Origin of the sequence: Streptomyces sp. WG5 (assembly GCF_049974565.1) — a bacterium.
Classification (GTDB): Bacteria; Actinomycetota; Actinomycetes; order Streptomycetales; family Streptomycetaceae; genus Streptomyces.
This window is the reverse complement of record NZ_JBNGGC010000012.1, coordinates 105,571-131,890: the sequence shown is the minus strand read 5'-3', so window position 1 is coordinate 131,890 and position 26,320 is coordinate 105,571. Positions and strand designations below refer to the sequence as shown.

21 protein-coding genes and 1 riboswitch are annotated in these 26,320 nt (G+C 75.1%); of the genes, 15 read left to right on the top strand and 6 right to left on the bottom strand.

The window, feature by feature from the left end; all coding sequences use genetic code 11:
- Positions 1–161: 161 nt before the first annotated feature.
- The 3 genes from ACP4IX_RS15040 to ACP4IX_RS15030 all read right to left on the bottom strand — a co-directional run bounded on the left by ACP4IX_RS15040 (position 162) and on the right by ACP4IX_RS15030 (position 3,927).
- A complete protein-coding gene (locus ACP4IX_RS15040) occupies positions 162–1,577 on the bottom strand; it encodes a hypothetical protein (protein WP_426519359.1) in 1,416 nt (471 codons plus the stop codon).
- Positions 1,578–1,745: 168 nt separating this feature from the next.
- A complete protein-coding gene (locus tag ACP4IX_RS15035) occupies positions 1,746–2,873 on the bottom strand; it encodes an alpha/beta hydrolase (RefSeq protein WP_426555769.1) in 1,128 nt (375 codons plus the stop codon).
- Between the two features lie 370 nt (positions 2,874–3,243).
- Positions 3,244–3,927 (bottom strand): class II aldolase/adducin family protein, encoded by a 684-nt coding sequence (locus ACP4IX_RS15030; RefSeq protein WP_426555768.1) that lies wholly within the window; start codon positions 3,925–3,927, stop codon positions 3,244–3,246.
- 224 nt (positions 3,928–4,151) lie between these two features.
- Here ACP4IX_RS15030 and ACP4IX_RS15025 point away from each other — a divergent pair, with 224 nt between their 5' ends.
- From ACP4IX_RS15025 to cobI, 9 genes are all read left to right on the top strand, one after another.
- The gene (locus ACP4IX_RS15025; protein WP_426519353.1) at positions 4,152–5,387 is read left to right on the top strand and encodes an anion permease; all 1,236 of its coding nucleotides are present in this window, start codon (positions 4,152–4,154) and stop codon (positions 5,385–5,387) included.
- A 34-nt stretch (positions 5,388–5,421) separates the two neighbouring features.
- Positions 5,422–5,643, top strand: coding sequence for a hypothetical protein (locus tag ACP4IX_RS15020; RefSeq protein WP_426519351.1), 222 nt, complete (start codon positions 5,422–5,424; stop codon positions 5,641–5,643).
- A gap of 234 nt (positions 5,644–5,877) precedes the next feature.
- Positions 5,878–6,016, top strand: a riboswitch (cobalamin riboswitch).
- 102 nt (positions 6,017–6,118) lie between these two features.
- Positions 6,119–7,084, top strand: a complete 966-nt coding sequence (locus ACP4IX_RS15015; protein ID WP_426555767.1) for a cobalamin biosynthesis protein — start codon at positions 6,119–6,121, stop codon at positions 7,082–7,084.
- Positions 7,081–8,589 (top strand): cobyric acid synthase, encoded by a 1,509-nt coding sequence (locus tag ACP4IX_RS15010; protein ID WP_426555766.1) that lies wholly within the window; start codon positions 7,081–7,083, stop codon positions 8,587–8,589. The genes ACP4IX_RS15015 and ACP4IX_RS15010 overlap by 4 nt, the downstream gene beginning before the upstream one ends.
- Complete coding sequence (gene cobN / locus ACP4IX_RS15005; protein WP_426555765.1) at positions 8,586–12,239, top strand: cobaltochelatase subunit CobN; 3,654 nt, start codon at positions 8,586–8,588, stop codon at positions 12,237–12,239. The genes ACP4IX_RS15010 and cobN overlap by 4 nt, the downstream gene beginning before the upstream one ends.
- Positions 12,236–14,251, top strand: a complete 2,016-nt coding sequence (locus ACP4IX_RS15000) for a putative cobaltochelatase (RefSeq protein ID WP_426519343.1) — start codon at positions 12,236–12,238, stop codon at positions 14,249–14,251. The genes cobN and ACP4IX_RS15000 overlap by 4 nt, the downstream gene beginning before the upstream one ends.
- Entirely contained in the window at positions 14,251–14,859 is a 609-nt protein-coding gene (cobO, locus tag ACP4IX_RS14995) for a cob(I)yrinic acid a,c-diamide adenosyltransferase (protein WP_426519341.1), read from the top strand. Before ACP4IX_RS15000 ends, cobO begins: the two co-directional genes overlap by 1 nt.
- Positions 14,856–16,256, top strand: a complete 1,401-nt coding sequence (locus tag ACP4IX_RS14990; RefSeq protein ID WP_426555764.1) for a cobyrinate a,c-diamide synthase — start codon at positions 14,856–14,858, stop codon at positions 16,254–16,256. Before cobO ends, ACP4IX_RS14990 begins: the two co-directional genes overlap by 4 nt.
- Entirely contained in the window at positions 16,253–16,984 is a 732-nt protein-coding gene (gene cobI, locus ACP4IX_RS14985; protein WP_426519337.1) for a precorrin-2 C(20)-methyltransferase, read from the top strand. The genes ACP4IX_RS14990 and cobI overlap by 4 nt, the downstream gene beginning before the upstream one ends.
- A 23-nt stretch (positions 16,985–17,007) precedes the next feature.
- Here the strand turns inward: cobI and ACP4IX_RS14980 are convergent, their stop codons facing one another.
- Positions 17,008–17,736, bottom strand: coding sequence for a ZIP family metal transporter (locus tag ACP4IX_RS14980; protein WP_426519335.1), 729 nt, complete (start codon positions 17,734–17,736; stop codon positions 17,008–17,010).
- Between the two features lie 287 nt (positions 17,737–18,023).
- Between ACP4IX_RS14980 and cobM the strand changes: the two genes are divergently transcribed.
- The 6 genes from cobM to cobC are packed head-to-tail and all read left to right on the top strand — an operon-like array spanning position 18,024 to position 24,317.
- Positions 18,024–18,818, top strand: a complete 795-nt coding sequence (gene cobM, locus ACP4IX_RS14975; RefSeq protein WP_426555868.1) for a precorrin-4 C(11)-methyltransferase — start codon at positions 18,024–18,026, stop codon at positions 18,816–18,818.
- On the top strand, positions 18,815–20,050 hold the full coding sequence (cbiE, locus tag ACP4IX_RS14970) for a precorrin-6y C5,15-methyltransferase (decarboxylating) subunit CbiE (protein ID WP_426555763.1): 1,236 nt from the start codon (positions 18,815–18,817) through the stop codon (positions 20,048–20,050). Before cobM ends, cbiE begins: the two co-directional genes overlap by 4 nt.
- Positions 20,047–21,729 carry a precorrin-3B C(17)-methyltransferase gene (cobJ, locus tag ACP4IX_RS14965; protein WP_426519331.1) on the top strand — a complete coding sequence of 561 codons (1,683 nt, stop codon included), beginning with the start codon at positions 20,047–20,049 and terminating at the stop codon, positions 21,727–21,729. The genes cbiE and cobJ overlap by 4 nt, the downstream gene beginning before the upstream one ends.
- Positions 21,726–22,328, top strand: coding sequence for a precorrin-8X methylmutase (locus tag ACP4IX_RS14960; protein WP_426555762.1), 603 nt, complete (start codon positions 21,726–21,728; stop codon positions 22,326–22,328). The genes cobJ and ACP4IX_RS14960 overlap by 4 nt, the downstream gene beginning before the upstream one ends.
- Positions 22,325–23,245, top strand: a complete 921-nt coding sequence (locus ACP4IX_RS14955) for a sirohydrochlorin chelatase (protein WP_426519327.1) — start codon at positions 22,325–22,327, stop codon at positions 23,243–23,245. The genes ACP4IX_RS14960 and ACP4IX_RS14955 overlap by 4 nt, the downstream gene beginning before the upstream one ends.
- The gene (gene cobC, locus ACP4IX_RS14950; protein WP_426555761.1) at positions 23,217–24,317 is read left to right on the top strand and encodes an Rv2231c family pyridoxal phosphate-dependent protein CobC; all 1,101 of its coding nucleotides are present in this window, start codon (positions 23,217–23,219) and stop codon (positions 24,315–24,317) included. The genes ACP4IX_RS14955 and cobC overlap by 29 nt, the downstream gene beginning before the upstream one ends.
- A 247-nt stretch (positions 24,318–24,564) precedes the next feature.
- On the opposite strand, the gene ACP4IX_RS14945 is transcribed toward cobC, so the two are convergent.
- Both ACP4IX_RS14945 and ACP4IX_RS14940 read right to left on the bottom strand, forming a co-directional pair.
- A complete protein-coding gene (locus ACP4IX_RS14945) occupies positions 24,565–25,656 on the bottom strand; it encodes an amidohydrolase family protein (protein WP_426555760.1) in 1,092 nt (363 codons plus the stop codon).
- A 44-nt stretch (positions 25,657–25,700) separates the two neighbouring features.
- Positions 25,701–26,201 (bottom strand): hypothetical protein, encoded by a 501-nt coding sequence (locus tag ACP4IX_RS14940; RefSeq protein WP_426519321.1) that lies wholly within the window; start codon positions 26,199–26,201, stop codon positions 25,701–25,703.
- Positions 26,202–26,320 lie beyond the last annotated feature (119 nt).

Below are 26,320 nucleotides of genomic sequence, written 5' to 3'. Positions count from 1 at the left end.
AGACTCCTGAGCGGGTGGGTGGCGGGATGGGCGGCTGAGGACGTTTCCCGCCGTCTAATGCGCGAGGAGAATGGCCATGGGGGCCAGTCTAACGGGGCCGTGCAAACGCTTTTCACGGGTTCGGGTGTCCGCGGTCCGGTGGCCGCGGGTGCTCCGCGTGGTCAGCTGCCCCCGGTGTGGACCTGGAAGGCCGCCCTGCGTACGGCTTTGGCCAGGGCGGGGTCGGGGTGTGCGGCGGCGAGGGCGACCAGGACCTGCACGGTGCGGGGGTGGCCGACGGCCCGGACCTCGTCCAGCAGGGCCGGGACGGTGGACTGCACCGCGGACTCCAGGTGCCTCACGAGCAGCGGGGCCTCGCCGTGGTCGGCGACGGCTGCCGCGGTGTCGACCCACAGCCAGGTGGCCTCCTGGCGGGTGAGGACCTCGTGGGCGTCCTCGGGGTCGGCGCCGTCGTGCTCGGCCAGCCACAACAGGGCGTAGGGCCGCAGGGTCGGCTCGTCGAGGACGGCCCGGACGTCGGGCTCGGCGGGCGCGCCGACCACGCGCAGCGCCTCGAAGGCGAGGCCGCGCAGCAGGGCGTCCTCGCCGCGGGCACCGCCGAGCAGTTCGGCGACGGCGCTGCCGACGGGGCGCGCGGCGAGCCAGGCGCGGTACTCGGCGCGCGCGGCGTTGGGGCGGAGCTGGGCGCAGCCGCGGAGCATGTCCTCGGCCGACTGCTCGATGTTGCCGGCGGGGCTCTGCGCGGCGACGCAGATCTGCTCCAGCTTGACCCAGACCGCCCAGCTGCCGAGCGGAGTGAGCGTGGCCTGTCCGTCGCCGCAGGTGAGGGCGCCGACGGAGGCGAGGGCGTGCAGGGCCCAGTCGAGGAGGGGGGCGAGCGGGGTGTCGGCGGTGGCGTCCGGGGGCGGCGCGACCGCGGCGGTCTGCGGCGTTCCGGGCTCGAGACGGGGGCCGTAGGGCACCTCGCAGCGCTCCGTGCGCAGTTCGCTGACGCGCTGCTCCAGCAGGTCCAGGAGCTGCTCCACCGGGACGGGCCCCGCGGACAGCTGGAGGAAGGAGAGCACCTGGGGCATCGCGGAGATGACCTCGGCCACGGCGGCCGGCTCCTGCCCGGCGGGCTCCGGGTGGGCCAGCGACCAGGCGTCGAAGAGGGCGACCCAGCCGCGCAGTACGGCGCTGTCGTCGCGGTTCCAGGCGCGCAGCCGCCAGCCGGGGCGGGCTCTGCCGCCGTGCACCTCGACCAGTCCGGCGAGACGGGCGGTGTCCCAGTCGGCGCGGACCTTGGCCGCCGTCAGGCCCAGTTCCCGGGCCGCGTGGTCGGCGGTCGCGTCGGAGAGGGTGGCCTTGCCGTCGGCGGTGGCGCCGCCGAGGGCGGTGTCGGCCCAGCGGGCGACACGGGCCGCGTCGGCCAGACCGGAGCGCGCCATTCTGGCCAACTCCGACCGGGCCGGCGTGCCCTCCGGGGGTCGCGGCGCGGCGCGGCGCGGACGCCGCTGGTTCATCGCTGGGGGGGCGGCGGCCAGGGGTCGGGGGCGGACGAGTCGAAGCCTGGAGTCGCGCGGGATACGGGACGTCACGGGTGCAGTCTTCCGGTTGACGGTCCGAAAACCCAAACGGAATGCCGCGACTGACGCCGGGGACGGCGGACGCACGGGTGCGGCACGCCGTCCGGCATCGGATCAGGCCAGTGGTACGACGCTAAACGGAACCGGGCGGGCCCACGCCGGCGCGTGGGTGCGGCGGGATCACACCAGGGGGGTCATGAAGCGGCGCAGGGTCTCTTCGTAGTCGTGCGGGTCGACGTTCCACATGGCGCCGTGCGCAGCGCCCTCGACCGGGTGCAGGGCGACCAGGCGCGGGTGCGTGTCGGCGAGGCGGCGGGAGAGCCGCCAGGGGGCCACCGCGTCGCCGGGGCCGTGGAAGATCAGGGTCGGGACCGCCGGGCGGTGGAGGCCGGCGGTCGCGGCGTCGTGGTCGGCGCGCAGCCCGGCGCGGCCCTGGGCGGCGCGGACGGCGAGCGGCAGGAGGGCGCCCGGCGTTCGGCGGGCGGCGGCCAGGGCGCGCAGGGTGGTCTCCCAGCTGAGCACCGGTGAGTCGAGGACGAGTCCCGCGATGCGGTCGCGTACGCCGGAGAGCGCGGCGGTGCGCAGGGCCATGGTGGCGCCGGTGGACCAGCCGAGCAGGACGACCTGGCGGGCGCCGTGGCCGAGGGCGTAGCGGACGGCCGCGTCCACGTCGCGCCACTCGGTCTCGCCGAAGTGGTGCAGGCCGTCCGGCGAGGGCGGGGCGCCGGCGTCGCCGCGGTAGGCGAGGGCGAGCACCGGGACGTTCCGGCGGTGCAGGGGGGCCATGAGGTTCATGGCGTGTTCGCGGGTGGCGCCCAGGCCGTGCACGGCGATGATCCAGGTCGGGCGGGCGCCGGGCAGGAACCAGGCCGGGAGGGGTCCGAGTTCGCCGGGGACCTCGACGTCGGCGTGTTCGAGGTCCAGGGCGGTGCCCGGATCGCCGACGTACAGGTTCGGGGTGAACCAGGCCCGGTCGCCGGCCGCGAGGGTGCCGTGCGTGACGCGTTCGAGGCGGCGTACGACGGTGTCGGCGCCGTGCTCGGCCGTGTCGAGGACCTCGCCGACCACCGCGTGCGAGCCGTCCCCGGCGAGGCCGTAGCGGCCGGGGCGCAGCGCGGCCAGATCCCGGGTGAGGGTGATCTGCCCGGCGGCGGTGCCGTGCACGGTGAGCCGGGGCTCGGTGGGCAGGGGCCTGCCGGGGGGCGCCTTGAGCGCGACGTCGGCGGCGAGCCGGCCGGCGACGACGCTCGCCGCTCCGGCCGCCAGGGCTGCGGTGACGGCGGCGGCCGTCGCTGTGACAGTGCGCATGGGGCCAGTCTCCTGGGGGAGTCCTCGGGCGGCCAGTGGGGCGGGCGGCGGGGGGTGACGTGCCCCGCCGGGGGCGCCTGCCGGGCCGGGAGCCATGAGTCGGTCCTGCTTGCCGGTACCCCCGAAGCCGCGCGGTACGCGCCGTGCCGGAACGCCGGAGCCGGGTTCCGTCGACGGAACAGCGGCCGGGCCCCGTACCGGCGACCGGGTGGCCGGCCTCCGTGCCGGTGGACGGGCCTCCTCCGTGCCGGTGGACGGGCCTCCTCCGTGCCGGTGGACGGGCCCTCTGCCGGTGGACGGGCCCTCTGCCGGTGGACGGGCCCTCTGCCGGTGGACGGGCCCTCCGTACCGGTGGCCGACCGCCCGTTCGTCAGCCCCGCTGCCCGTACCCCCGGAGCCGTTCCGTCACCTCCGTCAGCTGGTGGTCCGTCAGCAGCGACGGTGTGCGGCCCGGCACGGAGGAGGCCGTCAGCCAGAGGCGGCACATCCACTCCAGCTGGGCCGTGCGGTCGTACGCCTGGCCGAGGGAGGTGCCGTAGGTGATCGTGCCGTGGTTCTGGAGGAGGCAGCCGGTGCGGTCGGTGAGGGCATCGAGCATGTTGCGGGCCAGTTCGTCGGTGCCGTAGGTCGCGTAGGGGGCGACCCGGACGGGGCCGCCGAGGGCGGCGGTCATGTAGTGGACCGGCGGGAGCTCGGGGACGAGGACGGAGACCGCCGTGGCATGGACGGCGTGGGTGTGGACGACGGCCCGGGCGTCGGTGGCGCGGTACACGGCGAGGTGCAGGGGCAGTTCGCTGGTGGGCACCAGCGTGCCGAGCACCTGCCGCCCGTCGAGGTCGACGCCGGTCACGTCACCCGGGGCCAAACGGTCGTAGGGCACACCCGAAGGAGTGACCAGCACCGTGTCGTCGACGCGTACCGATACGTTGCCGGAAGTGCCGACCACCAGCCCGTCCGCCACCGTCCGCCGGGCCGTCGCGACGAGTGCCTCCCAGGCGGCCTCCCTGGACCGTTCCTCGTCGCCCCGCACCTCTGTGACCCGCGAATACGTCACAGTCACCGTCTCCTTCCGGGCATCTGGAGCCCCCTGCCGTGCCGCCGCCGGCCGGCCTCGCGGCGATCCTGCCAGGCACGTCTCCGGAGAGCATCGGACCGGACACGCAGAGGGAGGGGGAGGCGCCGGTTCCGGTCACTGTGGCGCCCAGCCCAGTTCATCTTCCGTTCACTCTGGTTACCTACGTTCGTCCAGCCAATGACCTCGAACGATTGCCTGGGTAAATGGAAAGCTTCTCGCTGATCCTCGCGATTGTGGTGGTAACCGCACTCGCGTTCGATTTCACGAACGGTTTCCACGACACCGCGAACGCGATGGCAACGACCATTTCGACCGGTGCGCTCAAGCCCAAGGTGGCGGTGGCGATGTCCGCCGTCCTCAACCTTGTCGGCGCCTTCCTCTCGGTGGAGGTCGCCAACACGATCTCCAAGGGTCTCGTCGACGAGACCGGCATCCGTCCCGAGGTCATCTTCGCCGCCCTGGTCGGCGCGATCCTCTGGAACCTGCTGACCTGGCTGGTCGGGCTCCCGTCCAGTTCCTCGCACGCCCTCATGGGCGGCCTGATCGGTGCCGCGGTCGCCTCGGCGGGCGTCGGCGCGGTGAACGGCGACGCGCTCGTCACCAAGGTGCTGATCCCGGCGATCGCCGCCCCGATCGTCGCGGGAGTCGCGGCGCTGCTCGGCGCGCGACTGACGTACAAGCTCGGCCGCAAGGCCGACGGCCGGGCCGCCGCGAAGGGCTACCGCGCCGGGCAGATCGCCTCCGCCGGGCTGGTCTCGCTGGCGCACGGCACCAACGACGCGCAGAAGACGATGGGCATCATCACCCTGGCCCTGGTCGCCGGCGGCTCCCTCGCCCCCGACTCCGACCCGCCCCTGTGGGTCATCCTCTCCGCGGGCGTCGCCATCGCGCTCGGCACCTACCTCGGCGGCTGGCGCATCATCCGCACCATGGGCAAGGGCCTGACCGACCTTCAGCCGCAGCAGGGCTTCGCCGCACAGACCAGTGCCGCCACGGTCATCCTGGCCTCCTCGCACCTCGGCTTCTCCCTCTCCACCACCCACTCGGTCTCCGGCGCGGTGATGGGCGCGGGCCTCGGCCGCAAGGGCGGCGTGGTGCGCTGGTCCACGGCCACCCGGATGTTCGTCGCCTGGGGTCTGACCCTGCCGGCCGCGGCCCTGGTCGCCGCGATCGCCGAGTGGGTCTGCGGCCTGGGTGACTGGGGCACCGCCCTCGTCGCCGTCTTCCTGGTCGCCTCCAGCGCCGCCATCTGGAAGGTCTCCCGGCGCGAGGTCGTCGACCACACCAACGTCGTCGACGAGCCCGAGCCGTCCGGTGTGGTGACCACGGCGATGGCCGCCGTGTCCCCGCCCCCGGCGGGCGTCACCGAGGACCTGGCGGGCACCGTCGCGGCCTCCGCGTCCGACTCCAAGGCCCCGTCGGCCACCACCACCGTCTGAGCCCGCGCCCCGGGTACGAAGGAAGCGAACCTCCATGAGCATCGACTGGGCAGCTCTCGGCTCCGTCTTCGGGGTCAGCCTCGTGGCCACCGTGGTCCTGGTGGGCCTGTTCACCCTCGGCATCACCGGCCTCTCCCGCCAGGAGCGGGCCGCCGCGCAGGGCGGCTCCGCGGCCCTCGCGGTCACCGGCGCGTACGCGTGCTTCGCGGCCTGCGCGGCGGCGGTGGCGTACGGGATCTATCTGATCGTCGCCTGACCCACGCCGGTCGTCGCCCGGTCCACGACGGTCGTCACCCGACCGCGAAGGCCGCCCGCCCGCGAGGGCCGTACGACCGACGCACGTCACCCGACCCTCCGCGCACACCCGTGAGGCGGGGCGCGGGACGGACTCCGACCGTCCCGCGCCCCGCCTTCTTCTCGTGCCGGCGCACACCGCCCGCGTGTGGGCCTTCGCACACTCCCCCGCCGCAGGTCAACGCCAGGTTGACTGGTGTTCGCGGGCCGTGGTGGACTTCCGGAGCCAATACGGCGGCAGGAGAGGAAGCCCGGTGCGAATCCGGCGCGGTCCCGCCACTGTGACCGGGGAAGGATCCCCGGGAGCCAGGAACTCTCACCGCCGGTCTCTTCGAACCAGGGCGCGGACACCCTGAGTGAGGACATACCGCCATGCTCGGCTGCCGATCGACGTTCAGCACCAGGTTCTTCCCTGACCGTGTGACCGGCTGAGCCCCGTGCGTGCCGAACGCGTCTTCGCGTACGGCGCCGCCGCCGGCCTCCTCGGTGACCTCCTCCTCGGCGATCCGCGCCGCGGACACCCGGTCGCCGCGTTCGGCCGTGCCGCCGGTGCCGTGGAACGGGTGCTGTGGCGTGACCACCGCGGGTGGGGCGCGCTGCACACCGCCGTGTGCGCCGGTGGCGCCGCCGCCCTCGGGCTGGCCGCCACCCGCGCCGTACGCCGCTCCCCCGCCGCCTCCGTCGCGCTGACCGCCGCCGCCACCTGGTCGGTGGTCGGCGGCACCTCGCTCGCCCGCGAGGCGAGCGCCATCGGCCGTGCCCTGGAGGCCGGCGACGTCGAGGCGGCCCGCGCGCGGCTGCCGCACCTGTGCGGGCGGGACCCGCAGGCGCTGGACGCCGACGGGATCGCCCGGGCCGTCGTGGAGTCCGTCGCCGAGAACACCTCGGACGCGGTGGTGGGCGCCCTGGTGTGGGGTGCCGTGGCCGGGGTGCCGGGGCTGGTCGGCTTCCGGGCCGTGAACACGCTGGACGCGATGGTCGGCCACAAGTCGACCGAGTACCGCCGCTACGGCTGGGCCTCGGCCCGCCTCGACGACCTCGCGGGGTGGCCCGGCGCCCGGCTGACCGCCGTCCTGGCCACCGTGGCCGGCGGCGATCCGCGGGGTGCCGTACGGGCCTGGCGCGCCGACGCCGCGCAGCACCCGAGCCCCAACGCCGGTCCCGTGGAGGCCTCCTTCGCGGGCGCCCTGGGCGTGCGGCTCGGCGGGACGCTCTCCTACGGCGGGCGGGTCGAGCACCGGCCCGTCCTCAACGGGGCGGCGGGACGCGCCGTCCGGGCCGGTGGTGGCGACATCGACCGTGCCGTGCGGCTCTCCCGGCGCGTGGGCTGGCTGGCGCTCGGCGTGTGCGCGGGCGCGCGGCTGCTCGGCCGCCGGGTACTCACACAGGGACGTGACTCATGAGCGGTGGCCTCCTCGTCGCCGGCACCACCTCCGACGCCGGCAAGAGCGTCGTCACCGCCGGGATCTGCCGCTGGCTGGTGCGTCAGGGCGTCAAGGTCGCGCCCTTCAAGGCGCAGAACATGTCGCTGAACTCCTTCGTCACCCGCGAGGGCGCCGAGATCGGGCGGGCGCAGGCCATGCAGGCCCAGGCGTGCCGCGTGGAGCCGACCGCGCAGATGAACCCGGTGCTGCTCAAGCCGGGCGGCGAGCAGAGCAGCCAGGTCGTGCTGCTCGGCAAGCCGGTCGGTGAGATGAGCGCCCGCGGCTACCACGGCGGACGGCAGCAGCGGCTGCTCGGCACCGTGCTGGACTGTCTGGCCGAACTGCGGGCCACGTACGACGCGGTGATCTGCGAGGGGGCGGGCAGTCCGGCCGAGATCAACCTGCGCCGGACCGACATCGTGAACATGGGGATCGCCCGGGGCGCCGGGTTCCCCGTCCTCGTCGTCGGCGACATCGACCGCGGGGGCGTCTTCGCGTCCTTCTTCGGCACGGTGGCGCTGCTGGCGCCCGAGGACCAGGCGCTGGTCGCCGGGTTCCTCGTCAACAAGTTCCGCGGTGACGTCTCGCTGCTGGAGCCGGGGCTGGAGATGCTGCACGGCCTGACCGGGCGGCGGACGTACGGCGTGCTGCCCTTCCGGCACGGGCTCGGCATCGACGAGGAGGACGGGCTGCGCGTCTCGCTGCGGGGGACGGTGCGGGAGTCGGTCGTCACGCCGCCCGTCGGCGAGGACGTGCTGCGGGTCGCCGTCTGCGCGGTCCCGCTGATGTCCAACTTCACCGACGTCGACGCGCTGGCCGCCGAGCCGGGTGTCGTGGTGCGCTTCGTGGACCGGCCGGAGGAGCTGGCCGACGCGGATCTCGTCATCGTGCCGGGGACGCGGGGGACGGTCCGGGCGCTGGAGTGGCTGCGGGAGCGGGGGCTCGCGGACGCCATCGCGCGCCGGGTGGCCGAGCGGCGGCCCGTGCTCGGCATCTGCGGCGGTTTCCAGCTGCTCGGCGAGCACATCGAGGACGACGTCGAGTCCCGCGCCGGGCACGTGGACGGGCTCGGACTGCTGCCCGTGCGCGTGCGGTTCGCGCGCGAGAAGACCCTCACGCGGCCGGTGGGCGAGGCCCTCGGCGAACACGTCGAGGGGTACGAGATCCACCACGGGGTCGCCGAAGTGACCGGGGGCGAGCCCTTCTTGGACGGCTGCCGGGTCGGCCAGGCCTGGGGCACGCACTGGCACGGCTCACTGGAGTCGGACGGCTTCCGCAGGGCGTTCCTGCGCGAGGTGGCCGCCGCCGCGGGCCGCCGCTTCGTACCGGCTCCCGACACCTCGTTCGCCGCGCTCCGCGAGGAGCAGCTCGACCGGCTCGGCGACCTCATCGACCAGCACGCGGACACGGACGCGCTGTGGCGGCTCATCGAGTCCGGCGCGCCCCGAGGACTGCCCTTCATTCCACCAGGAGCGCCCGCATGAGCACAGTGTTGTTGTTGTCCACCGCCGACACGGACCTGCTGGCGGCCCGAGCGTCGGACGCCGCCTACCGCATCGGCAACCCGACCCGGGTCGACGTGACGGAGGAGCTGCCGGGGCTCGTCGAGGGCGCGGACGTCGCCGTCGTACGCCTGCTCGGCGGGAAGCGCGCCTGGGAGGACGGGCTCGCCGCGCTGAAGGCCGCCGGCGTCCCGACCGTCCTGCTCGGCGGCGAGAGCGTGCCGGACGCGGAGCTCATGGCGGAGTCGTCGGTGCCGGCCGGGGTCGTGGCGGAGGCGCTGCGCTACCTCGTCGAGGGCGGCCCCGCCAACCTCACGCAGCTGGCGCGCTTCCTGTCGGACACGGTGCTGCTGACCGGCGAGGGCTTCGACGAGCCGGAGAAGATGCCGGAGTACGGCCTCCACGGCGAGCGGGCGTTCACCGAGGGCCGCCCGACGGTCGGCGTGCTCTTCTACCGCGCCCACCAGCTCAGCGGCAACACCGCCTTCGTCGACACGCTGTGCGACGCGATCGAGGCCCACGGCGCCAACGCGCTGCCCGTGTACTGCGGTTCGCTGCGCGGCGCGGACGCCGGGCTGTACGAGCTGCTGGGCCGGGCCGACGCCCTGGTCGCCACCGTCCTCGCGGCGGGCGGCACGCACGCCTCGCAGGCGTCGGCGGGCGGCGACGAGGAGGCCTGGGACATCGGCGCGCTGGCCGACCTGAACGTCCCGGTGCTGCAAGGGCTCTGCCTGACCTCGTCGCGCGCCGCGTGGGAGGCGTCCGACGCCGCCCTCTCCCCCATGGACGCGGCGATGCAGGTCGCCATCCCGGAGTTCGACGGGCGCCTGGTCACGGTGCCGTTCTCCTTCAAGGAGCAGGGGCCGGACGAGGTGCCGGTGTACGTCGCCGACCCCGAGCGGGCCGGCCGGGTCGCCGGGATCGCCGTACGGCACGCGGCCCTGAAGCACAAGGCGAACGCCGACAAGAAGCTCGCGCTGGTCTTCACCGCGTACCCGACCAAGCACTCCCGCGTCGGCAACGCGGTCGGTCTCGACACCCCGGCGTCGGCGGTGCGGGTCCTGGACGCGCTGCGGGACGCCGGGTACGCGCTGACCGAGTACCCGTCCGGCGGCGACGAGCTGATCCACCGGCTCATCGAGGCGGGCGGCCACGACGTCGAGTGGCTGACGGAGGACCAGCTGGCCGCCGCGCCCGCGCGGGTGCCGCTGGCCGACTACCGGGCGTGGTTCGAGAAGCTCGACCCGGACCTCAAGGGAGCCATGCGGGAGGCGTGGGGCGAGCCGCCGGGCTCGCTGTACGTGGACGGGGACGACATCGTGCTCGCGTCGCTCCAGTTCGGGAACGTCGTCGTCATGATCCAGCCGCCGCGCGGCTTCGGCGAGAACCCGATCGCGATCTACCACGACCCCGACATGCCGCCGTCGCACCACTACATGGCCGCGTACCGCTGGCTGGACAACAGTTTCGGCGCCGACGCGATCGTGCACATGGGCAAGCACGGCACGATGGAGTGGCTGCCCGGCAAGGGCCTCGGGCTGAGCGCCGGCTGCGCGCCGGACGCGGTGCTGGGCGACCTGCCGCTGATCTACCCGTTCATCGTCAACGACCCCGGCGAGGGCACCCAGGCCAAGCGGCGCGGACACGCCACGGTCGTCGACCACCTCGTGCCGCCGATGGCGCGTGCCGACACCTACGGCGACCTGGCCAAGCTGGAGCAGCTGCTGGACGAGTACGCGCTCGTCTCCGACCTGGACCCGGTGAAGGCACCGGCGGTCCGCGCGCAGATCTGGACGCTGGTCAAGGCGGCCGAGCTCCACCACGACCTGCACGTGGACGACCAGCCGGACGACGACGCGTTCGACGAGTTCGTCATGCACATCGACGGCTACCTGTGCGAGATCAAGGACGTGCAGATCCGCGACGGCCTGCACATCCTGGGCGGCGGCCCGGTCGGCGAGCCGCGCGTCAACCTCGTGCTGGCGGTGCTGCGCGCCTCGCAGGTGTGGGGCGGGCAGGCGAACGCGCTGCCGGGTCTGCGGGCGTCCCTCGCCGAGCACTTCGGGCTGGTGGAGAAGGAGCTGCTGGCCGAGCCCGGCGCTCCCGTGAAGGTGCCGGTGGAGCTGACGGACCTGGTGGACGGCCCGGCGCGGTCGGCCGCCGACGCGATCGACCTGCTGGAGCAGTTGTGCCGGCGGTTCGCGGAGGGCATGGAGGCGCGGGCGTGGGACACCGCGGCCGTACCGGCCCTGGTGCGCGAGGTGCTGCGCGCCGAACTGCCCGACGCGGTGGCCGTGCTGGAGTTCGCCTGCACCGAGGTCGTGCCGCGGCTCGCCCGGACCACGGACGAGATCGGGCACATCCTGCGGGCCCTGGACGGCGGCTACGTCCCGGCCGGACCGTCGGGCTCCCCGACCCGCGGCCTGGTCAACGTCCTGCCGACCGGCCGGAACTTCTACTCCGTCGACCCGAAGGCGATCCCGTCCCGGCTGAGCTGGGAGGTCGGCCAGTCCCTCGCCGACTCGCTGATCCAGCGGTACCTGAGCGACACCGGCGAGTACCCGCAGTCCGTCGGCCTCACGGTGTGGGGCACGTCCGCGATGCGCACCCAGGGCGACGACATCGCCGAGATCCTGGCCCTGCTGGGCTGCCGTCCGGTCTGGGACGACGCGTCGCGCCGGGTCACCGGCTTCGAGATCGTGCCCCCGGCGGAGCTGGGCCGGCCGCGCGTCGACGTCACGGTGCGCATCTCGGGCTTCTTCCGCGACGCGTTCCCGCACGTCGTGGGGCTGATCGACGATGCGGTGCGGGCGGTCGCGGAGCTGGACGAACCCGCCGACCAGAACTACGTGCGCGCCCACGCCGACGAGGACACCGCCGAGCACGGCGACCGGCGCCGGGCGACCGCGCGCATCTTCGGTTCCAAGCCGGGCGCGTACGGTGCCGGGCTGCTGCCGCTGATCGACGCCCGCAACTGGCGCTCCGACGCGGACCTCGCCGAGGTGTACGCGGTGTGGGGCGGCTACGCCTACGGGCGGGGACTCGACGGGCGGGCGGCGCGCGGGGACATGGAGACGGCGTTCCGGCGGATCGCGGTGGCGGCGAAGAACGTCGACACGCGCGAACATGACATCGCGGATGCGGACGACTACTTCCAGTACCACGGCGGCATGGTGGCGATGGTGCGGCACCTCACCGGGGAGTCCCCCGAGGCGTATGTCGGCGACTCGGCCACTCCCGACCAGGTCAAGACGCGGACGCTGGGCGAGGAGACGCACCGGGTCTTCCGCGCGCGGGTCGTCAATCCGCGGTGGATGGCGGCGATGCGCCGGCACGGCTACAAGGGCGCCTTCGAGATGGCGGCGACCGTCGACTACCTCTTCGGGTACGACGCCACGGCCGGGGTCGTGGACGACTGGATGTACGAGAAGCTCAGCGCCGAGTACGTCTTCGACGCGGAGAACCGGGACTTCATGAAGAAGTCCAACCCGTGGGCGCTGCGGGGCATCACGGAGCGGCTGCTGGAAGCGGCCGACCGCGGCCTGTGGGCCGAACCGGACGCGGAGACCCTGGAGCGGCTGCGCGCCACCTATCTGGAGCTCGAGGGCGACTTGGAGGGCGACGAGAAGTGAGTACCCCGTTCCCGTTCACGGCCGTCGTGGGGCAGGACGACCTGCGGCTCGCGCTGCTGCTGAACGCCGTCTCCCCGGCGGTCGGCGGCGTGCTGGTGCGCGGCGAGAAGGGCACCGCCAAGTCCACGGCCGTGCGTGCGCTGTCGGCGCTGATGCCGGAGGTGGACGTCGTCTCCGGGTGCCGCTTCTCCTGCGACCCGCACTCCCCCGACCCCGGCTGCCCGGACGGACCGCACGAGCCGGGCGCCTCGGGCTCCCGGCCGGCCCGGATGGTCGAGCTGCCCGTCGGCGCCTCCGAGGACCGGCTGGTGGGCGCCCTGGACATCGAGCGGGCGCTCGCGGAGGGCGTGAAGGCCTTCGAGCCGGGCCTCCTGGCCGACGCCCACCGGGGCATCCTGTACGTCGACGAGGTCAACCTGCTCCACGACCACCTGGTGGACCTGCTGCTGGACGCGGCGGCGATGGGCGCCTCGTACGTCGAGCGCGAGGGCGTGTCGGTGCGGCACGCCTCGAAGTTCCTGCTCGTCGGCACCATGAATCCTGAAGAGGGCGAACTGAGGCCCCAGTTGCTGGACCGGTTCGGCCTCACCGTCGAGGTCGCCGCCTCGCGCGAGCCCGACCTGAGGGTGGAGGTCGTACGGCGCCGGCTGGCGTACGACGACGACCCGGCCGGTTTCGCCGCGCGCTGGGCGGACGAGGAGGCCGCCGTACGGGCGCGGATCGTGGCGGCGCGGGAGCTGCTGCCGTCGGTGCGGCTCGGGGACGGGGCGTTGCGGCAGATCGCGGCGACCTGTGCCGCGTTCGAGGTGGACGGCATGCGCGCCGACATCGTGATGGCGCGGACCGCGACCGCGCTGGCGGCCTGGGCCGGGCGGACGGACGTGCTCGCGGAGGACGTGCGGCAGGCCGCGCTGCTGGCGCTGCCGCACCGGCGGCGGCGCAATCCGTTCGACGCGCCGGGCCTCGACGAGGACAAGCTCGACGAGACGATGGAGGAGTTCGGCGGGCAGGACGGGGACGGCGGCGGGGACGACGATCCCGACCCGGGCCCCGACGGTCCCGGCGGCCCGGGTGGTCAGCCGGAGCCCGACGACGCCCCGGCCGGTGACGGTGACGCCGCCGCGCGCCCCGAGGCCGGGGAGGGCGGGGAGCCGCGGCCTTCCGGTGGTGCCGGTGAGCAGTCCCCCGTACGGGCCGCCGAGCCGTTCCGCGCCAAGGTGCTGAGCGTGCCGGGGCTGGGCGAGGGGGCCGCCGGGCGGCGGTCGCGGGCGCGGACCGAGCACGGGCGGACGACCGGGGCCCGCCGGCCGCAGGGGGCACTGACCAAGCTGCACCTGGCGGCGACCGTGCAGGCCGCCGCCCCGCACCAGCGGGCGCGGGGGCGCAGCGGCCCGGGGCTGGTGGTGCGGCGCGACGATCTGCGACAGGCGACGAGGGAAGGGCGTGAGGGCAACCTCGTGCTGTTCGTGGTCGACGCCTCCGGGTCGATGGCCGCGCGGCAGCGGATGAGCGCCGTCAAGGGCGCCGTGCTGTCCCTGCTGCTGGACGCCTACCAGCGGCGGGACAAGGTGGGGCTGGTGACCTTCCGCGGGTCGGCGGCCGACGTGGCGCTGCCGCCGACGTCTTCGGTGGACGCCGCGGCGGTCCGGCTGGAGTCGCTGCCGACGGGCGGGCGGACGCCGCTGGCGGCCGGGCTGCTGCGCGCCCATGAGGTGCTGCGGGTGGAGCGGCTGCGGGACCCCGCACGGCGGGCGCTGGTGGTCGTGGTGACCGACGGGCGGGCCACCGGCGGCCCCGAGCCGGTCGCCCTCGCCGGACGGGCGGCCCGGTTGTTCGCCGCCGAGGGCACGGCCTCGGTGGTCGTGGACTGCGAGGCGGGGCCGGTGCGGCTCGGGCTGGCCGGGCGGCTCGCGGGTGAGCTGGGCGGTACGGCGGTGACGCTGGACGGGCTGCGGGCGGATTCGATCGCCGGGCTGGTCAGGGACGTGCAAGGAACGAGGAGGGCCGCGTAGTGCCGAAGGGACAGCCGAGTGTCGTACCGGACGACGGCCTGACGACGCGTCAGCGCCGTAATCGTCCGCTGGTCGTCGTGCACACGGGCATCGGCAAGGGCAAGTCCACCGCCGCCTTCGGGCTGGCGCTGCGGGCCTGGAACCAGGGGTGGCCGATCGGGGTGTTCCAGTTCGTCAAGTCGGCGAAGTGGAAGGTCGGCGAGGAGAACGCGCTGCGGGTGCTGGGCGCCAGCGGTGAGGGCGGGTCCGTCGACTGGCACAAGATGGGCGAGGGCTGGTCCTGGGTCCAGCGGGACATCCAGGGTGACAACTCGACCAACGAGGAGAAGGCCCGGGAGGGCTGGGAGCAGGTCAAGCGCGACCTGGCCGCCGAGACGTACAGGCTGTACGTGCTGGACGAGTTCGCCTACCCGATGCACTGGGGGTGGATCGACACCGACGAGGTCGTGTCCGTGCTGCGGGAGCGGCCCGGGACGCAGCACGTCGTGATCACCGGGCGGAACGCTCCGGAGAAGCTGGTGGGGTTCGCCGACCTCGTCACCGACATGTCCAAGGTCAAGCACCCGATGGACGCGGGGCAGAAGGGGCAGAGGGGCATCGAGTGGTGACCTCGCCGGCTCCGCCCTCCTCGCCGGCCGCGTCCGTGCCCCGGCTGGTCATCGCCGCCCCCTCCTCGGGCAGCGGCAAGACCACCGTCGCCACCGGGCTGATGGCCGCTCTCGCCGCATGCGGCTTCGCCGTGTCCCCGCACAAGGTCGGCCCCGACTACATCGACCCCGGTTACCACGCGCTCGCCACCGGGCGGACGGGGCGGAACCTGGACGCCTACCTGTGCGGACCCGAGCTGGTCGGGCCGCTGTTCCTGCACGGGGCGCGCGGCTGCGACATCGCCGTCGTCGAGGGCGTGATGGGGCTCTACGACGGGGCCGCCGGCGAAGGCGAGCTGGCGTCCACCGCCCAGGCCGCCAAGCTGCTGCGGGCGCCCGTCGTACTCGTCGTCGACGCGTCGTCGCAGTCGCGGTCGGTGGCGGCGCTGGTGCACGGGTTCGCGTCCTGGGACCCGGAGGTGCGGGTCGGGGGCGTGATCCTCAACAAGGTCGGGTCGGACCGGCACGAGGCGCTGCTGCGGGAGGCGCTGGAGTCGGCGGGGGTGCCGGTGCTCGGGGTCCTGCGGCGGGCCGCCCAGGTCGAGACGCCGTCGCGGCACCTGGGACTGGTACCGGTCGCCGAGCGGGGTTCGCAGGCGGTCGAGGCCGTTGCCGCGATGGCCGCGCAAGTCGCCGACGGGTGCGACCTGGAGGCGTTGGTCGCGCTGGCGCGCGGCGCCGGGGCGCTCTCCTGCGCGGCTTGGGACGCGGGCGAGGTGCTCCCCGCGGCTCCCCCGGTGGAGGAACCCCCGCGCGCGCCGGTGGTCGCTGTGGCCGGTGGGGCGGCGTTCACGTTCTCGTACGCCGAGCACGCCGAGCTGCTCGCCGCCGCCGGGGCCGAGGTCGTCGTCTTCGATCCGCTGCGGGACGAGGAGTTGCCCGAGGGGACCCGGGGGCTGGTGATCGGAGGCGGGTTCCCCGAGGTGTACGCCGCGGAGCTGTCCGCCAACGAAGGGCTGCGGAAGTCCGTCGCCGGGCTGGCGCTGAGCGGCGCGCCGGTCGCCGCCGAGTGTGCGGGGCTGCTGTACCTGTGCCGGGAGCTGGACGGGCTGCCCATGTGCGGGGTGCTGGACGCGTCCGCGCGGATGTCGGAGCGGCTGACGCTGGGTTACCGGGACGCCGTCGCCGTGTCCGGCGGCGCGCTGGCCGTCGCGGGGACGCGGATGCGGGGGCACGAGTTCCACCGGACGGTCGTGGAGCCGGGGGCCGGGGCGGCGCCGGCGTGGGGGATACGGGCGCCCGAGCGGCGCGTCGAGGGATTTGTGGAGCGCGGTGTGCACGCGAGCTATCTGCACACGCACTGGGCGTCCGAGCCCGGTGTCGCCCGTCGGTTCGTGGAGAGGTGCCGGACGTCATGAGCAGCAGGCTGATCGGTGTGGGAGTCGGGCCCGGGGACCCGGAGCTGGTGACCGTCAAGGGGGTCAACGCGCTGAGGGCCGCCGACGTCGTCGTCGTACCCGTGATGGACACGGGAGAGCGGGGGCGGGCCGAGGCCACCGTGCTGCACTACGTGGGCGCCGAGAAGGTCGTACGGGTCGTGTTCGCGCTCAACGAGCGCACCGACCGGGCGCGGCGCGAGGCGGCCTGGGACGCGGCCGGGGAGCGGGTGGCCGGGCTGCTGCGGGAGCACGGCCGCGTCGCCTTCGCCACCATCGGCGACCCCAACGTGTACTCGACCTTCACCTATCTCGCGCAGACCGTCGGCGGCCTCGTGCCGGGCACCGTCGTGGAGACCGTGCCCGGCATCACCGCCATGCAGGACCTCGCGGCGCGGTCGGGTGCCGTGCTGACGGAGGGCACCGAGCCGCTGACCCTGGTGCCGGTCACCGCGGGGTCCGCCGTGCTCAAGGACGCGTTGAACGGGCCCGGCACGGTCGTCGCCTACAAGTTCGGCCGGCAGGCCGCCGAGGTCGCCGAGGCGCTGCGGGAGACCGGGCGGCTGGACGACGCCGTGTGGGGGTCGGCGCTGGGGCTGCCGGAGGAGTCCCTGCGGGCGGCGGCGGACCTGGACGGGGCGCCGCTGCCCTATCTGTCGACGCTCATCGCGCCCGCCCGGCGCGAGGGCGGGCGGGGCGGGAAGCTGTGACCGTCCGTCCGGGAGGCCGCCGCTCACTCGGCGATGCCCACCACCAGCCAGATGAAGGCCGCGCCGGCGACCGTGCACAGCAGGGTCGGGCGGGCGGGGTGCTCGTGATGGGCCTCGGGGAGGATCTCGGCGGCGGCGAGGTAGAGCAGCACGCCGCCGAAGAGGCCGAGATACGCGCCGAGCGCGCCTTCCGGGATCGTGAAGAGCAGGGTGGAGGCGGCCCCGGCCACGGGTGCCAGGGCGTCGGCGACCAGCATCGCGATCGCGCGGCGGCGGGCGTTCCCGTACAGGCTGGTCAGCGTGTAGGTGTTGAAGCCGTCCGCGAAGTCGTGGGCGATCACGGCCATCGCGACCGCCGCGCCCATCCCGCCGCCGACCTGGAAGGCCGCGCCGATCGCCACGCCGTCCATCGCGCTGTGGCCGACCATCGCGGCGGCGGCCGTCAGGCCCACCTGGGGCGAGCGCTGTCCGTGTTCGTCGGCGCCGTGCGCGGCGCGGCGGGCGGCCAGCAGGCGTTCCACGAGGTGCGCGAGCAGGAATCCGGCGACGAAGAGCAGCAGCGCCTCGGGCACGCCGAACACCTCGCCGCCCGCCGCCTGAAGCGCCTCCGGCAGCAGGTCGAGGCCGACCACGCCCAGTATCAGGCCGCCGGCCAGGCCCAGGACCAGGTGGCGCCGGTCGGTCACGCGCTGTGCCGTCCAGCCGCCGGCCAGCGTCATCAGGAACGCGCCGAGCGCTACGAAGACCGCCATGGGCCCTTGCTATCCGATCAGAGCGCGTATCCGTGCGCACCACAGCAGCAACCGCAGTAAATATGCGTAGGAGAGGACCGATTCCCATGGCTCCCGAGGCTTCCGCGGCTCCCGAGGCTTCCGTGACTCCCGAAGCCTCCGTGACTGCTTCGACGGCTTCCGTGACTCCCGAAGCCTCCGTGACTACGTCGACGGCTTCCGTGACTTGCGAGGCTTCCGTGGCCACCGAGGCTTCCGAGGTTTCTCCGGCCGCCCCGGCTGCCGCGGCCGAGGCCCCCGGCGGCAAGGTGACCTTCGTCGGTGCCGGCCCCGGCGCCGCCGACCTGCTGACGTTCCGCGCCGCGCGTGCCATCGCCGAGGCCGACGTCGTGATCTGGGCGGCGAGCCTGGTCCAGGCGGAGGTCCTCCAGCACGCGCGGGGGGACGCGGAGGTGCTGGACTCGGCGACGATGTCGCTGGAGGACGTCGTCGCCGTCTACCGGCGGGCGCGTCGGGAGGGGCTGCGGGTGGCCCGCATCCACTCCGGCGACCCGGCCCTGTGGGGCGGTACGCAGGAACAGCTCGACCGGTGCGCGGAGATCGGCATCGCGACCGAGATCGTGCCCGGCGTCTCCGCCTTCTCCGCGGTCGCCGCGCTCGCGCAGCGGGAGCTGACCGTCCCGGAGGTCGCGCAGTCCGTCGTCCTGACCCGGCTCGGCGGCGGCAAGACGCCGATGCCGCCCGGGGAGGAGGTCCGCGAGTTCGCGAAGCACGGCACCACCATGGCGATCTTCCTGTCGGCGGCCCGCAGCGGCCAGCTGGTGCGGGAGCTGCTGGAGGGCGGCTACCCCACCGAGACGCCGGTCGTCGTCGCGTACCAGGCCACGTGGCCGGAGGAGCTGGTCGTGCGGTGCACGATCGGCACGCTGGAGGAGACGGTCAAGGAGCACAAGCTCTGGAAGCACACGCTGTTCCTGGTCGGCCCGGCCCTCGACGCGCACGGCACCCGCTCGCACCTGTACCACCCGGGGCACTTCCACGGCTACCGCAAGGCCGACCCCCGGGCGCGCCGGGAGCTGCGCACACGGGGTGCGAGCACGTGATCACCGTGGTGGGGATGGGCGCCGGCGCGCCGCCCGGCGAGGACGTCGCCGCCGGTGCGGAGCTGGTCGTCGGCGGGCGGCGCCACCTGGACGCCGTACGGCTGCCGGACGGTGCCGAGCGGGTCGTGCTCGGGGCGCTCGCGCCCGCCCTCGACACGGTCGCGGAGTACGTCGCGCAGGGGCGGCGGGTGGTCGTGCTGGCCTCCGGTGACCCGGGGTTCTTCGGGATCGTGCGGGTGCTGGCCGAGCGGTTCGGGCCCAAGCGGCTCGACGTCCGGCCCGGTGTCTCCTCCGTCGCCGCCGCGTTCGCGCGGGCCGGGCTGCCGTGGGACGACGCGGTGGTGGCCAGCGCGCACGGGCGGGACCTGCGGACGGCGGTGAACCTGTGCCGGGCCCACCCGAAGGTCGCCGTGCTGACGGGCCCCGGGGCGGGTCCGGCGGAGCTCGGCGCCGCGTTGCGGGCCGACGCGCGGGTCCTCGTCGTCGCTTCCGCGCTGGGCTCCGCCGAGGAGCGCGTGGAGCGGGTGGCGCCCGCCGAGGCCGCCGTCCGTGACTGGGGGACGGCGGTGAGCGTGGTGCTGTGCCTGGACGAGGCACGGGCGCCGGCCCCGGTACGGACGGTCGCCGGGCCTCAGCCGGGTCCCGCCGGGTGGGCGCTGGACGAGGCCGCGTTCGCGCACCGCGACTCGATGATCACGAAGTTCGAGGTGCGGGCACTGGCGCTGGCCCGGCTCGGGCCCCGTCCCGGCGACCTGGTCTGGGACGTCGGCGCGGGCTCCGGGTCCGTCGCCGTGGAGTGCGCGCGGCTCGGCGCCGCCGTCACCGCCGTCGAGAAGACGCCGGACGGTGCCGGGCGCGTCCGCGCCAACGCCGCCGCGCACGGCGTCGACGTCCGGGTGGTGCACGGGGCGGCACCCGCGGCGCTGTCCGGCCTGGACGACGACCCGGACGCCGTGTTCGTCGGCGGCGGCGGGCGCGAACTGCCCGCGATCGTCGCGCGGTGCGCGCAGCGGGCGCGGCGGACCGTGGTCGTCGCCATGGCCGCGCTGGACCGGGTGCCGGCGGCCCGCCAGGCACTGCTCGACGCCGGACTGGAGTGCGACGGGGTGCTGCTGCAGTCGTCCCGGCTCGCGCCGCTGCCGGGGGACGTGACCCGGCTCGCGGCGACCAATCCCGTCTTCCTGCTGTGGGGCGTGAGGCCGCACAGCCGTACCGAAGGAGTTGCCCCTTGATCGGCCTCATTTCCGCCACCGCGGCGGGAGCTGCGGCGCGGGACCGGCTGGCCGCGGCGTGGCCGGACCGCACGCGCGTGTACGGGGGTCCCGTCGCGGACGCCGTGCGGACCGCGTTCGCCGAGTGCGAGCAGCTCGTGTGCTTCCTGGCCACGGGGGCCGTGGTCCGGCTCGTGGCGCCGCTGCTGGACGACAAGCGGACCGACGCCGGTGTGGTGTGCGTCGACGAGGGCGGGCGGTTCGCCGTGTCGCTGGTCGGCGGCCACGCGGGCGGCGCCAACGAACTCGCCCGCGCGGTCGGTGAGGTGCTGGGCGCCGAGCCGGTGGTGACGACGGCGACGGACGCCGTGGGCCTGCCCGGCCTGGACACCCTCGGGCTGCCCGTGGAGGGAGATGTCGCCGGGGTCTCGCGCGCCCTGCTGGACGGCGAGGCGGTCGCGCTGCGGTCGGAGGTGTCCTGGCCGCTGCCGCCGCTGCCGGTCGCCGAGGACGGGGCGTACACGATCCGGCTGACGGACCGCCTGGTGGAGCGGACCGAGCACGAGGCCGTCCTGCGTCCGCCGTCCCTGGTCGTCGGCGTCGGCGCGTCCAAGGGGGCGCCGGTCGACGAGGTGCTCGGGCTGGTGGAGGGCACCCTGCGGGACGCCGGGCTGTCCGCCGCGTCGGTCGCCGAGCTGGCCACCGTGGACGCCAAGGCGGAGGAGCCCGGCATCGTGGGCGCCGCCGAGCGGCTGGGCGTGCCCCTGGTGACGTACGCCGCCGGCGAGCTGGCGGGTGTCGAGGTGCCCAACCCCTCCGACGCCCCGCTCGCGGCCGTGGGCACGCCGTCGGTCGCCGAGGCGGCGGCGCTGGTGCGCGGCGGCGAACTCCTCGTGCCCAAGCGGAAGTCGGCGGCGGCTCCCGCGATGGCGACCTGCGCCGTCGTACGGCGGCCGGGGCGCGGGCGGCTCGCGGTGGTCGGGCTCGGGCCGGGCGCCCGGGACCTGGTCACGCCGCGCGCGCAGGCCGAGCTGCGGCGGGCCTCCGTGCTGGTCGGCCTCGACCAGTACGTCGACCAGATCCGCGACCTGCTGCGGCCCGGCACGCGGGTCCTGGAGTCGGGGCTCGGCGCCGAGGAGGAGCGGGCCCGGACCGCGGTGGAGGAGGCCCGGCGCGGGCACGCCGTGGCGCTGATCGGGAGCGGGGACGCCGGGGTGTACGCCATGGCGTCGCCCGCGCTGGCGGAGGCGTCCGACGACATCGACGTGGTCGGCGTGCCGGGCGTGACGGCGGCACTGGCGGCCGGGGCGATCCTGGGGGCGCCGCTCGGCCACGACCACGTGTCGATCAGCCTGTCCGACCTGCACACGCCGTGGGAGGTCATCGAACGGCGGGTGCGGGCGGCGGCCGAGGCGGACATCGTCGTGACGTTCTACAACCCGCGCAGCCGGGGCCGGGACTGGCAGCTGCCCAAGGCGCTGGCAATCCTCGCGGAGCACCGGGAGCCGGCGACGCCGGTGGGTGTCGTACGCAACGCGTCGCGCGCCGACGAGTCCAGCCGGCTCACCACGCTCGCCGCTCTCGACCCGGCGACCGTCGACATGATGACGGTCGTGACGGTGGGCAACACCGCGACCCGCGAGATCGCCGGGCGCATGGTGACGCCGCGCGGCTACCGCTGGCAGGAGGAGCCCAAGTGAGCCGTGTCGTCCACCCCATCGAGCAGGAGTCCTACCGGCGGCTGCGCGCCCGCCTGGACACCTCGCACTTCCCGCCGCTGACCCGGGCGGTGGTGGAGCGGGTCATCCACTCCGCCGCCGACCTGGAGTACGCGACCGACCTCGTCACCGACGAGGCCGCTCTGGAGCGGGCGTACGCCGCTCTGCACGCCGGGGCGCCCGTCGTGGTGGACGTCGAGATGGTCGCGGCCGGGATCACCCGGCGGGAGACCGTCTGCCAGCTGAGGGACGCCGTGGCCGGGCCGGATCTGACCCGTTCGGCGCACGCGATCCGGCTCGCGTACGAGCAGGTCGGTCCCGGGGCCCTCTGGGTGATCGGCAACGCGCCGACCGCCCTGGAGGAACTGCTCACCCTGGACGCCGACCCGGCGCTCGTCATCGGTCTGCCCGTCGGCTTCGTCGGCGCTGCCGAGTCCAAGGCCGCGCTGCGCGAGAGCGGGCTGCCCGCCGTCAGCAACGTGTCCGAGAAGGGCGGTTCGGCGGTCGCCGCCGCCGCGCTCAACGCCCTGCTGTACCACCCCACTTCGTACTCCGATTCGCCATTCGAGGAGAAATCGTGACCACCCCGCCGCCCGCCCTGCTCATCGCCGGACACGGCACCCGGGACGAGGCCGGAGCCGAGGCGTTCCGCGACTTCGTGCGCGAGCTGGGCCGCCGCCACCCCGAACTGCCCGTCGCGGGCGGCTTCATCGAGCTGTCCCCGCCGCCGCTGGGCGAGGCGGTCGCCGAACTGGTGGAGCGCGGGGTGCGCCGGTTCGCCGCGGTGCCGCTGATGCTGGTCTCCGCCGGACACGCCAAGGGTGACATCCCGGCGGCGCTGTCCCGCGAGAAGGAGCGGCACCCCGGCATCGCGTACACGTACGGCCGTCCGCTGGGCCCGCACCCGGCGCTGCTGCGGGTGCTGGAGCGGCGGCTGGCCCAGGCGGTCGACCCGTCCTGGGACCCCGCCGAGGTGACCGTGCTGCTGGTCGGGCGCGGCTCGACGGACCCGGACGCCAACGCGGAGGTGTTCAAGGCGGCGCGGCTGCTGTGGGAGGGGCGCGGGTACGGCGCTGTGGAGACGGCGTTCGTGTCGCTGGCGAAGCCGGACGTGCCGGGCGGCCTGGACCGGTGCGTGCGCCTCGGGGCGCGGCGGGTCGTGGTCCTGCCGTACTTCCTGTTCACCGGCATCCTCCCGGACCGGGTCAGGCACCAGACCGAGGAGTGGGCCGCCGCCCACCCGGAGACCGAGGTGCGGTCGGCCGACGTCATCGGGCCGGAGCCGGAGCTGCTCGACCTGGTGTGGGAGCGGTACGAGGAGGCCGTCAAGGGCGACCTCCGGATGAACTGCGACAGTTGCGTGTACCGGATCGCGCTGCCCGGGTTCGAGGACAAGGTGGGGCTGCCGCAGCAGCCGCACTTCCACCCCGACGACGACGGCCATCACCACCACGGGCACCATCACGGGCATGGACACGCACACTCCCATGCACACTGAGGCCGGGGACCGGGCCGGTTCCGGGGGCCCCGACCTGCGGCACCACGGGGACGCCGAGGTCCGCGACGACGGCTCGGTCCTGGTGGACCTCGCGGTGAACGTGCGCGCGGGCACGCCGCCGGACTGGCTGCGCGACCATGTCGCCGCCTCCCTCGGCTCCCTCGCGGCCTACCCGGACGGGCGGGCCGCGCGGGCGGCGGTGGCGGCGCGGCACGGGCTGCCGGTGGAGCGGGTCCTGCTGACGGCGGGCGCGGCCGAGGCGTTCGTGCTGCTGGCGCGGGCCCTGAAGGTGCGCCGGCCGGTCGTGGTGCACCCTCAGTTCACGGAGCCGGAGGCGGCGTTGCGGGACGCGGGGCACACGGTCGACCGGGTGCTGCTGCGGGAGGCGGACGGCTTCCGGCTGGACCCGGCGGCCGTCCCCGAGGACGCGGACCTGGTGGTGATCGGCAACCCGACCAACCCGACGTCGGTGCTGCACCCGGCGGCCGCGATCGCGGAACTGGCCCGTCCCGGGCGGACGCTGGTCGTGGACGAGGCCTTCATGGACGCGGTGCCGGGCGAGCGGGAGGCGCTGGCCGGGCGCACGGACGTACCCGGGCTGGTCGTCCTGCGCAGCCTCACCAAGACGTGGGGGCTGGCCGGGCTGCGCATCGGATACGTCCTGGCGGACCCGGAGACGGTCACCGCCCTGGAGCGCGCCCAGCCGCTGTGGCCCGTGTCCACGCCCGCGCTGGCGGCGGCCGAGGTGTGCGTGGCACCACCGGCGCTGGCGGAGACCGCGCACGCCGCCTACCACATCGCCGCGGACCGGGCCCATCTCGTCGCCGGGCTGGCGGAGTTCGCCGGCGCCGGGGTGCGGGTCGCCGAGCCCGCCGAGGGCCCCTTCGTCCTCGTCCGCCTGCCGAACGCGGCCTCGGTACGCCACCGGCTGCGCGACCTCGGGTACGCGGTACGGCGCGGGGACACGTTCCCGGGGCTGGGCGAGGAGTGGCTGCGCCTGGCGGTACGGGACCGGGCCACGACGGACGGCTTCCTGCGGGCGCTGGGGCGGGCGGTGACGGAACCGGCCTGAGGCGTACGCCCCTCCCCCGGGAGCCCGCCGCGGACGCCCCGGGGTCCGCCGCCGGTATCCCGGACGCCGGCGGCGGGCGGCGGCAGCCCGGGGCTACGGCACCCCGGCCGGCGGTGCCGGCCGCGACGTACGGGGCCGCCGCCCAGCCGCTGCCCGGCGCCGTCGCCTTCGTCCATCGCCCTTCGCCCGTCGCCGTCGCGCCGCCGCCGGCCACGTCGGCGCGCGGGGCGCCGACGGATCGCTCCGGTTAACCGACGACCCGCCCGTTCAGCACCACCCGGCGCGGGGCGGCGAGCACGCGCACGTCCGCGCGCGGGTCCTCGTCGTACACCACCAGGTCCGCCGGCGCGCCCTCGTCCAGGCCGGGACGGCCGAGCCACCGCCGGGCGGCCCAGGTCGTCGCGGCGAGGGCCTCGACGGGCGGGATGCCCGCGGTGACCAGTTCGGCGACCTCCGCCGCCGCCAGGCCGTGGGCCAGGGAACCGCCCGCGTCGGTGCCGACGAAGACCGGGACCCCGGCGTCGTAGGCGCCCCGCACCGTGTCGTAGCGGCGTTCGTGGAGCCGACGCATATGGGCCGACCAGCGCGGGTACCGGGACTCGCCGCCGTCGGCGAGCGCGGGGAAGGTGGCGATGTTGACGAGGGTGGGCACGATGGCGACGCCCCGCTCGGCGAAGAGCGGGATCGTGTCGTCCGTCAGCCCCGTGGCGTGCTCGACGCAGTCGATGCCGGCCTCGACCAGGTCGCGCAGGGAGTCCTCGGCGAAGCAGTGCGCGGTGACGCGGGCGCCCAGGCGGTGGGCCTCGGCGATCGCGGCCTCGACGGCGCCGCGCGGCCAGCAGGCGGACAGGTCGCCGAGGTCCCGGTCGATCCAGTCGCCCACCAGCTTCACCCAGCCGTCGCCGCGCCGGGCCTCCTGGGCGACGTACGCGACGAGGTCCTCGGGCTCGACCTCCCAGGCGTAGTCGCGGATGTAGCGGCGGGTGCGGGCGATGTGCCGGCCCGCCCGGATGATCTTCGGGAGGTCCTCGCGGTCGTCGGTCCAGCGGGTGTCGGAGGGCGAGCCCGCGTCGCGGATGAGGAGGGTGCCGGCCTCGCGGTCGGTCAGTGCCTGCTTCTCGGCGACATCCTGGGGGACGGCGCCGTGCCGGTCCAGGCCGACGTGGCAGTGCGCGTCGACCAGGCCGGGCAGCGCCCAGCCCTCGACGGTGCGGACGTCGGCGGCGCCGGTGGGGCGGTCGTGGGAGATCCTGCCGTCGATCACCCACACCTCGTCGCGGACCTCCTCCGGTCCGACGAGCACCCGACCCTTGACGTGCAGCACCGTGCGATCGCTCATGCCCCGCACCTTAGACCCGCCCGCGGGGGTGTTCGAAGGCCCGGTCACCGGCCGCCGTCGCGCGCCGACGCTCGGGCGCGCAGCTCGCTCGCACATCCGGCCGCGACGGCACCGGCGACGGCGGTCAGGGCGAGGACGGCGACGCCGGGGTTGACGTAGCCGGGGACGTCGGCGGAGTCGTAGGCGTCACCGTCGGTGGTCTCGCAGCTGAAGCGCAGGGGCAGGTAGGAGACGGAGTGGTCGATGACCCGCCCGGACAGCTCCGGGGGCACGCCGGTACGGCAGGGCCGCGGTGGCGCGGAACCCGTACCACCGTCCTCCGCCTCCATGGCCGCGAAACCCACGCACAGCAGACCCCAGAGGTACAGCAGGACGGCGGCCCCGCCCGCGACCCCGGCGACGACGCGGAAGGGCGCGCCCGGCTTGCGCGGCGCGGGAACGACGCCCGCCGGCACCGGCCGCGCGCGGGGGTACGTGCCGGGACCCCGGCTCACGAGGGCGGCCGTCACCACCGCGACGAGGAGGAGCAGCAGGAGAGCGAACACGCGTACGAGTCCATCAGCCCGGTGATCACGACGGCTGTGGCGGAAGCCACAATTCCGGGCGTGGGGGTGTCGCAACGGACGACCTCCGGCGCGAGCGGCGGCGCAGCCCGTGGTTACTC

Excerpts from the sequence above, each read along its gene's own strand:
- ACP4IX_RS15035 (WP_426555769.1), bottom strand. The coding sequence starts at position 2,873 with ATGCGCACTGTCACAGCGACGGCCGCCGCCGTCACCGCAGCCCTGGCG.
- cobC (WP_426555761.1), top strand. The coding sequence starts at position 23,217 with ATGGACACGCACACTCCCATGCACACTGAGGCCGGGGACCGGGCCGGT.
- cobI (WP_426519337.1), top strand. The coding sequence starts at position 16,253 with ATGAGCAGCAGGCTGATCGGTGTGGGAGTCGGGCCCGGGGACCCGGAG.
- ACP4IX_RS15010 (WP_426555766.1), top strand. The coding sequence starts at position 7,081 with ATGAGCGGTGGCCTCCTCGTCGCCGGCACCACCTCCGACGCCGGCAAG.
- ACP4IX_RS15025 (WP_426519353.1), top strand. The coding sequence starts at position 4,152 with ATGGAAAGCTTCTCGCTGATCCTCGCGATTGTGGTGGTAACCGCACTC.
- ACP4IX_RS14945 (WP_426555760.1), bottom strand. The coding sequence starts at position 25,656 with ATGAGCGATCGCACGGTGCTGCACGTCAAGGGTCGGGTGCTCGTCGGA.
- ACP4IX_RS15020 (WP_426519351.1), top strand. The coding sequence starts at position 5,422 with ATGAGCATCGACTGGGCAGCTCTCGGCTCCGTCTTCGGGGTCAGCCTC.
- ACP4IX_RS14980 (WP_426519335.1), bottom strand. The coding sequence starts at position 17,736 with ATGGCGGTCTTCGTAGCGCTCGGCGCGTTCCTGATGACGCTGGCCGGC.
- cobN (WP_426555765.1), top strand. The coding sequence starts at position 8,586 with ATGAGCACAGTGTTGTTGTTGTCCACCGCCGACACGGACCTGCTGGCG.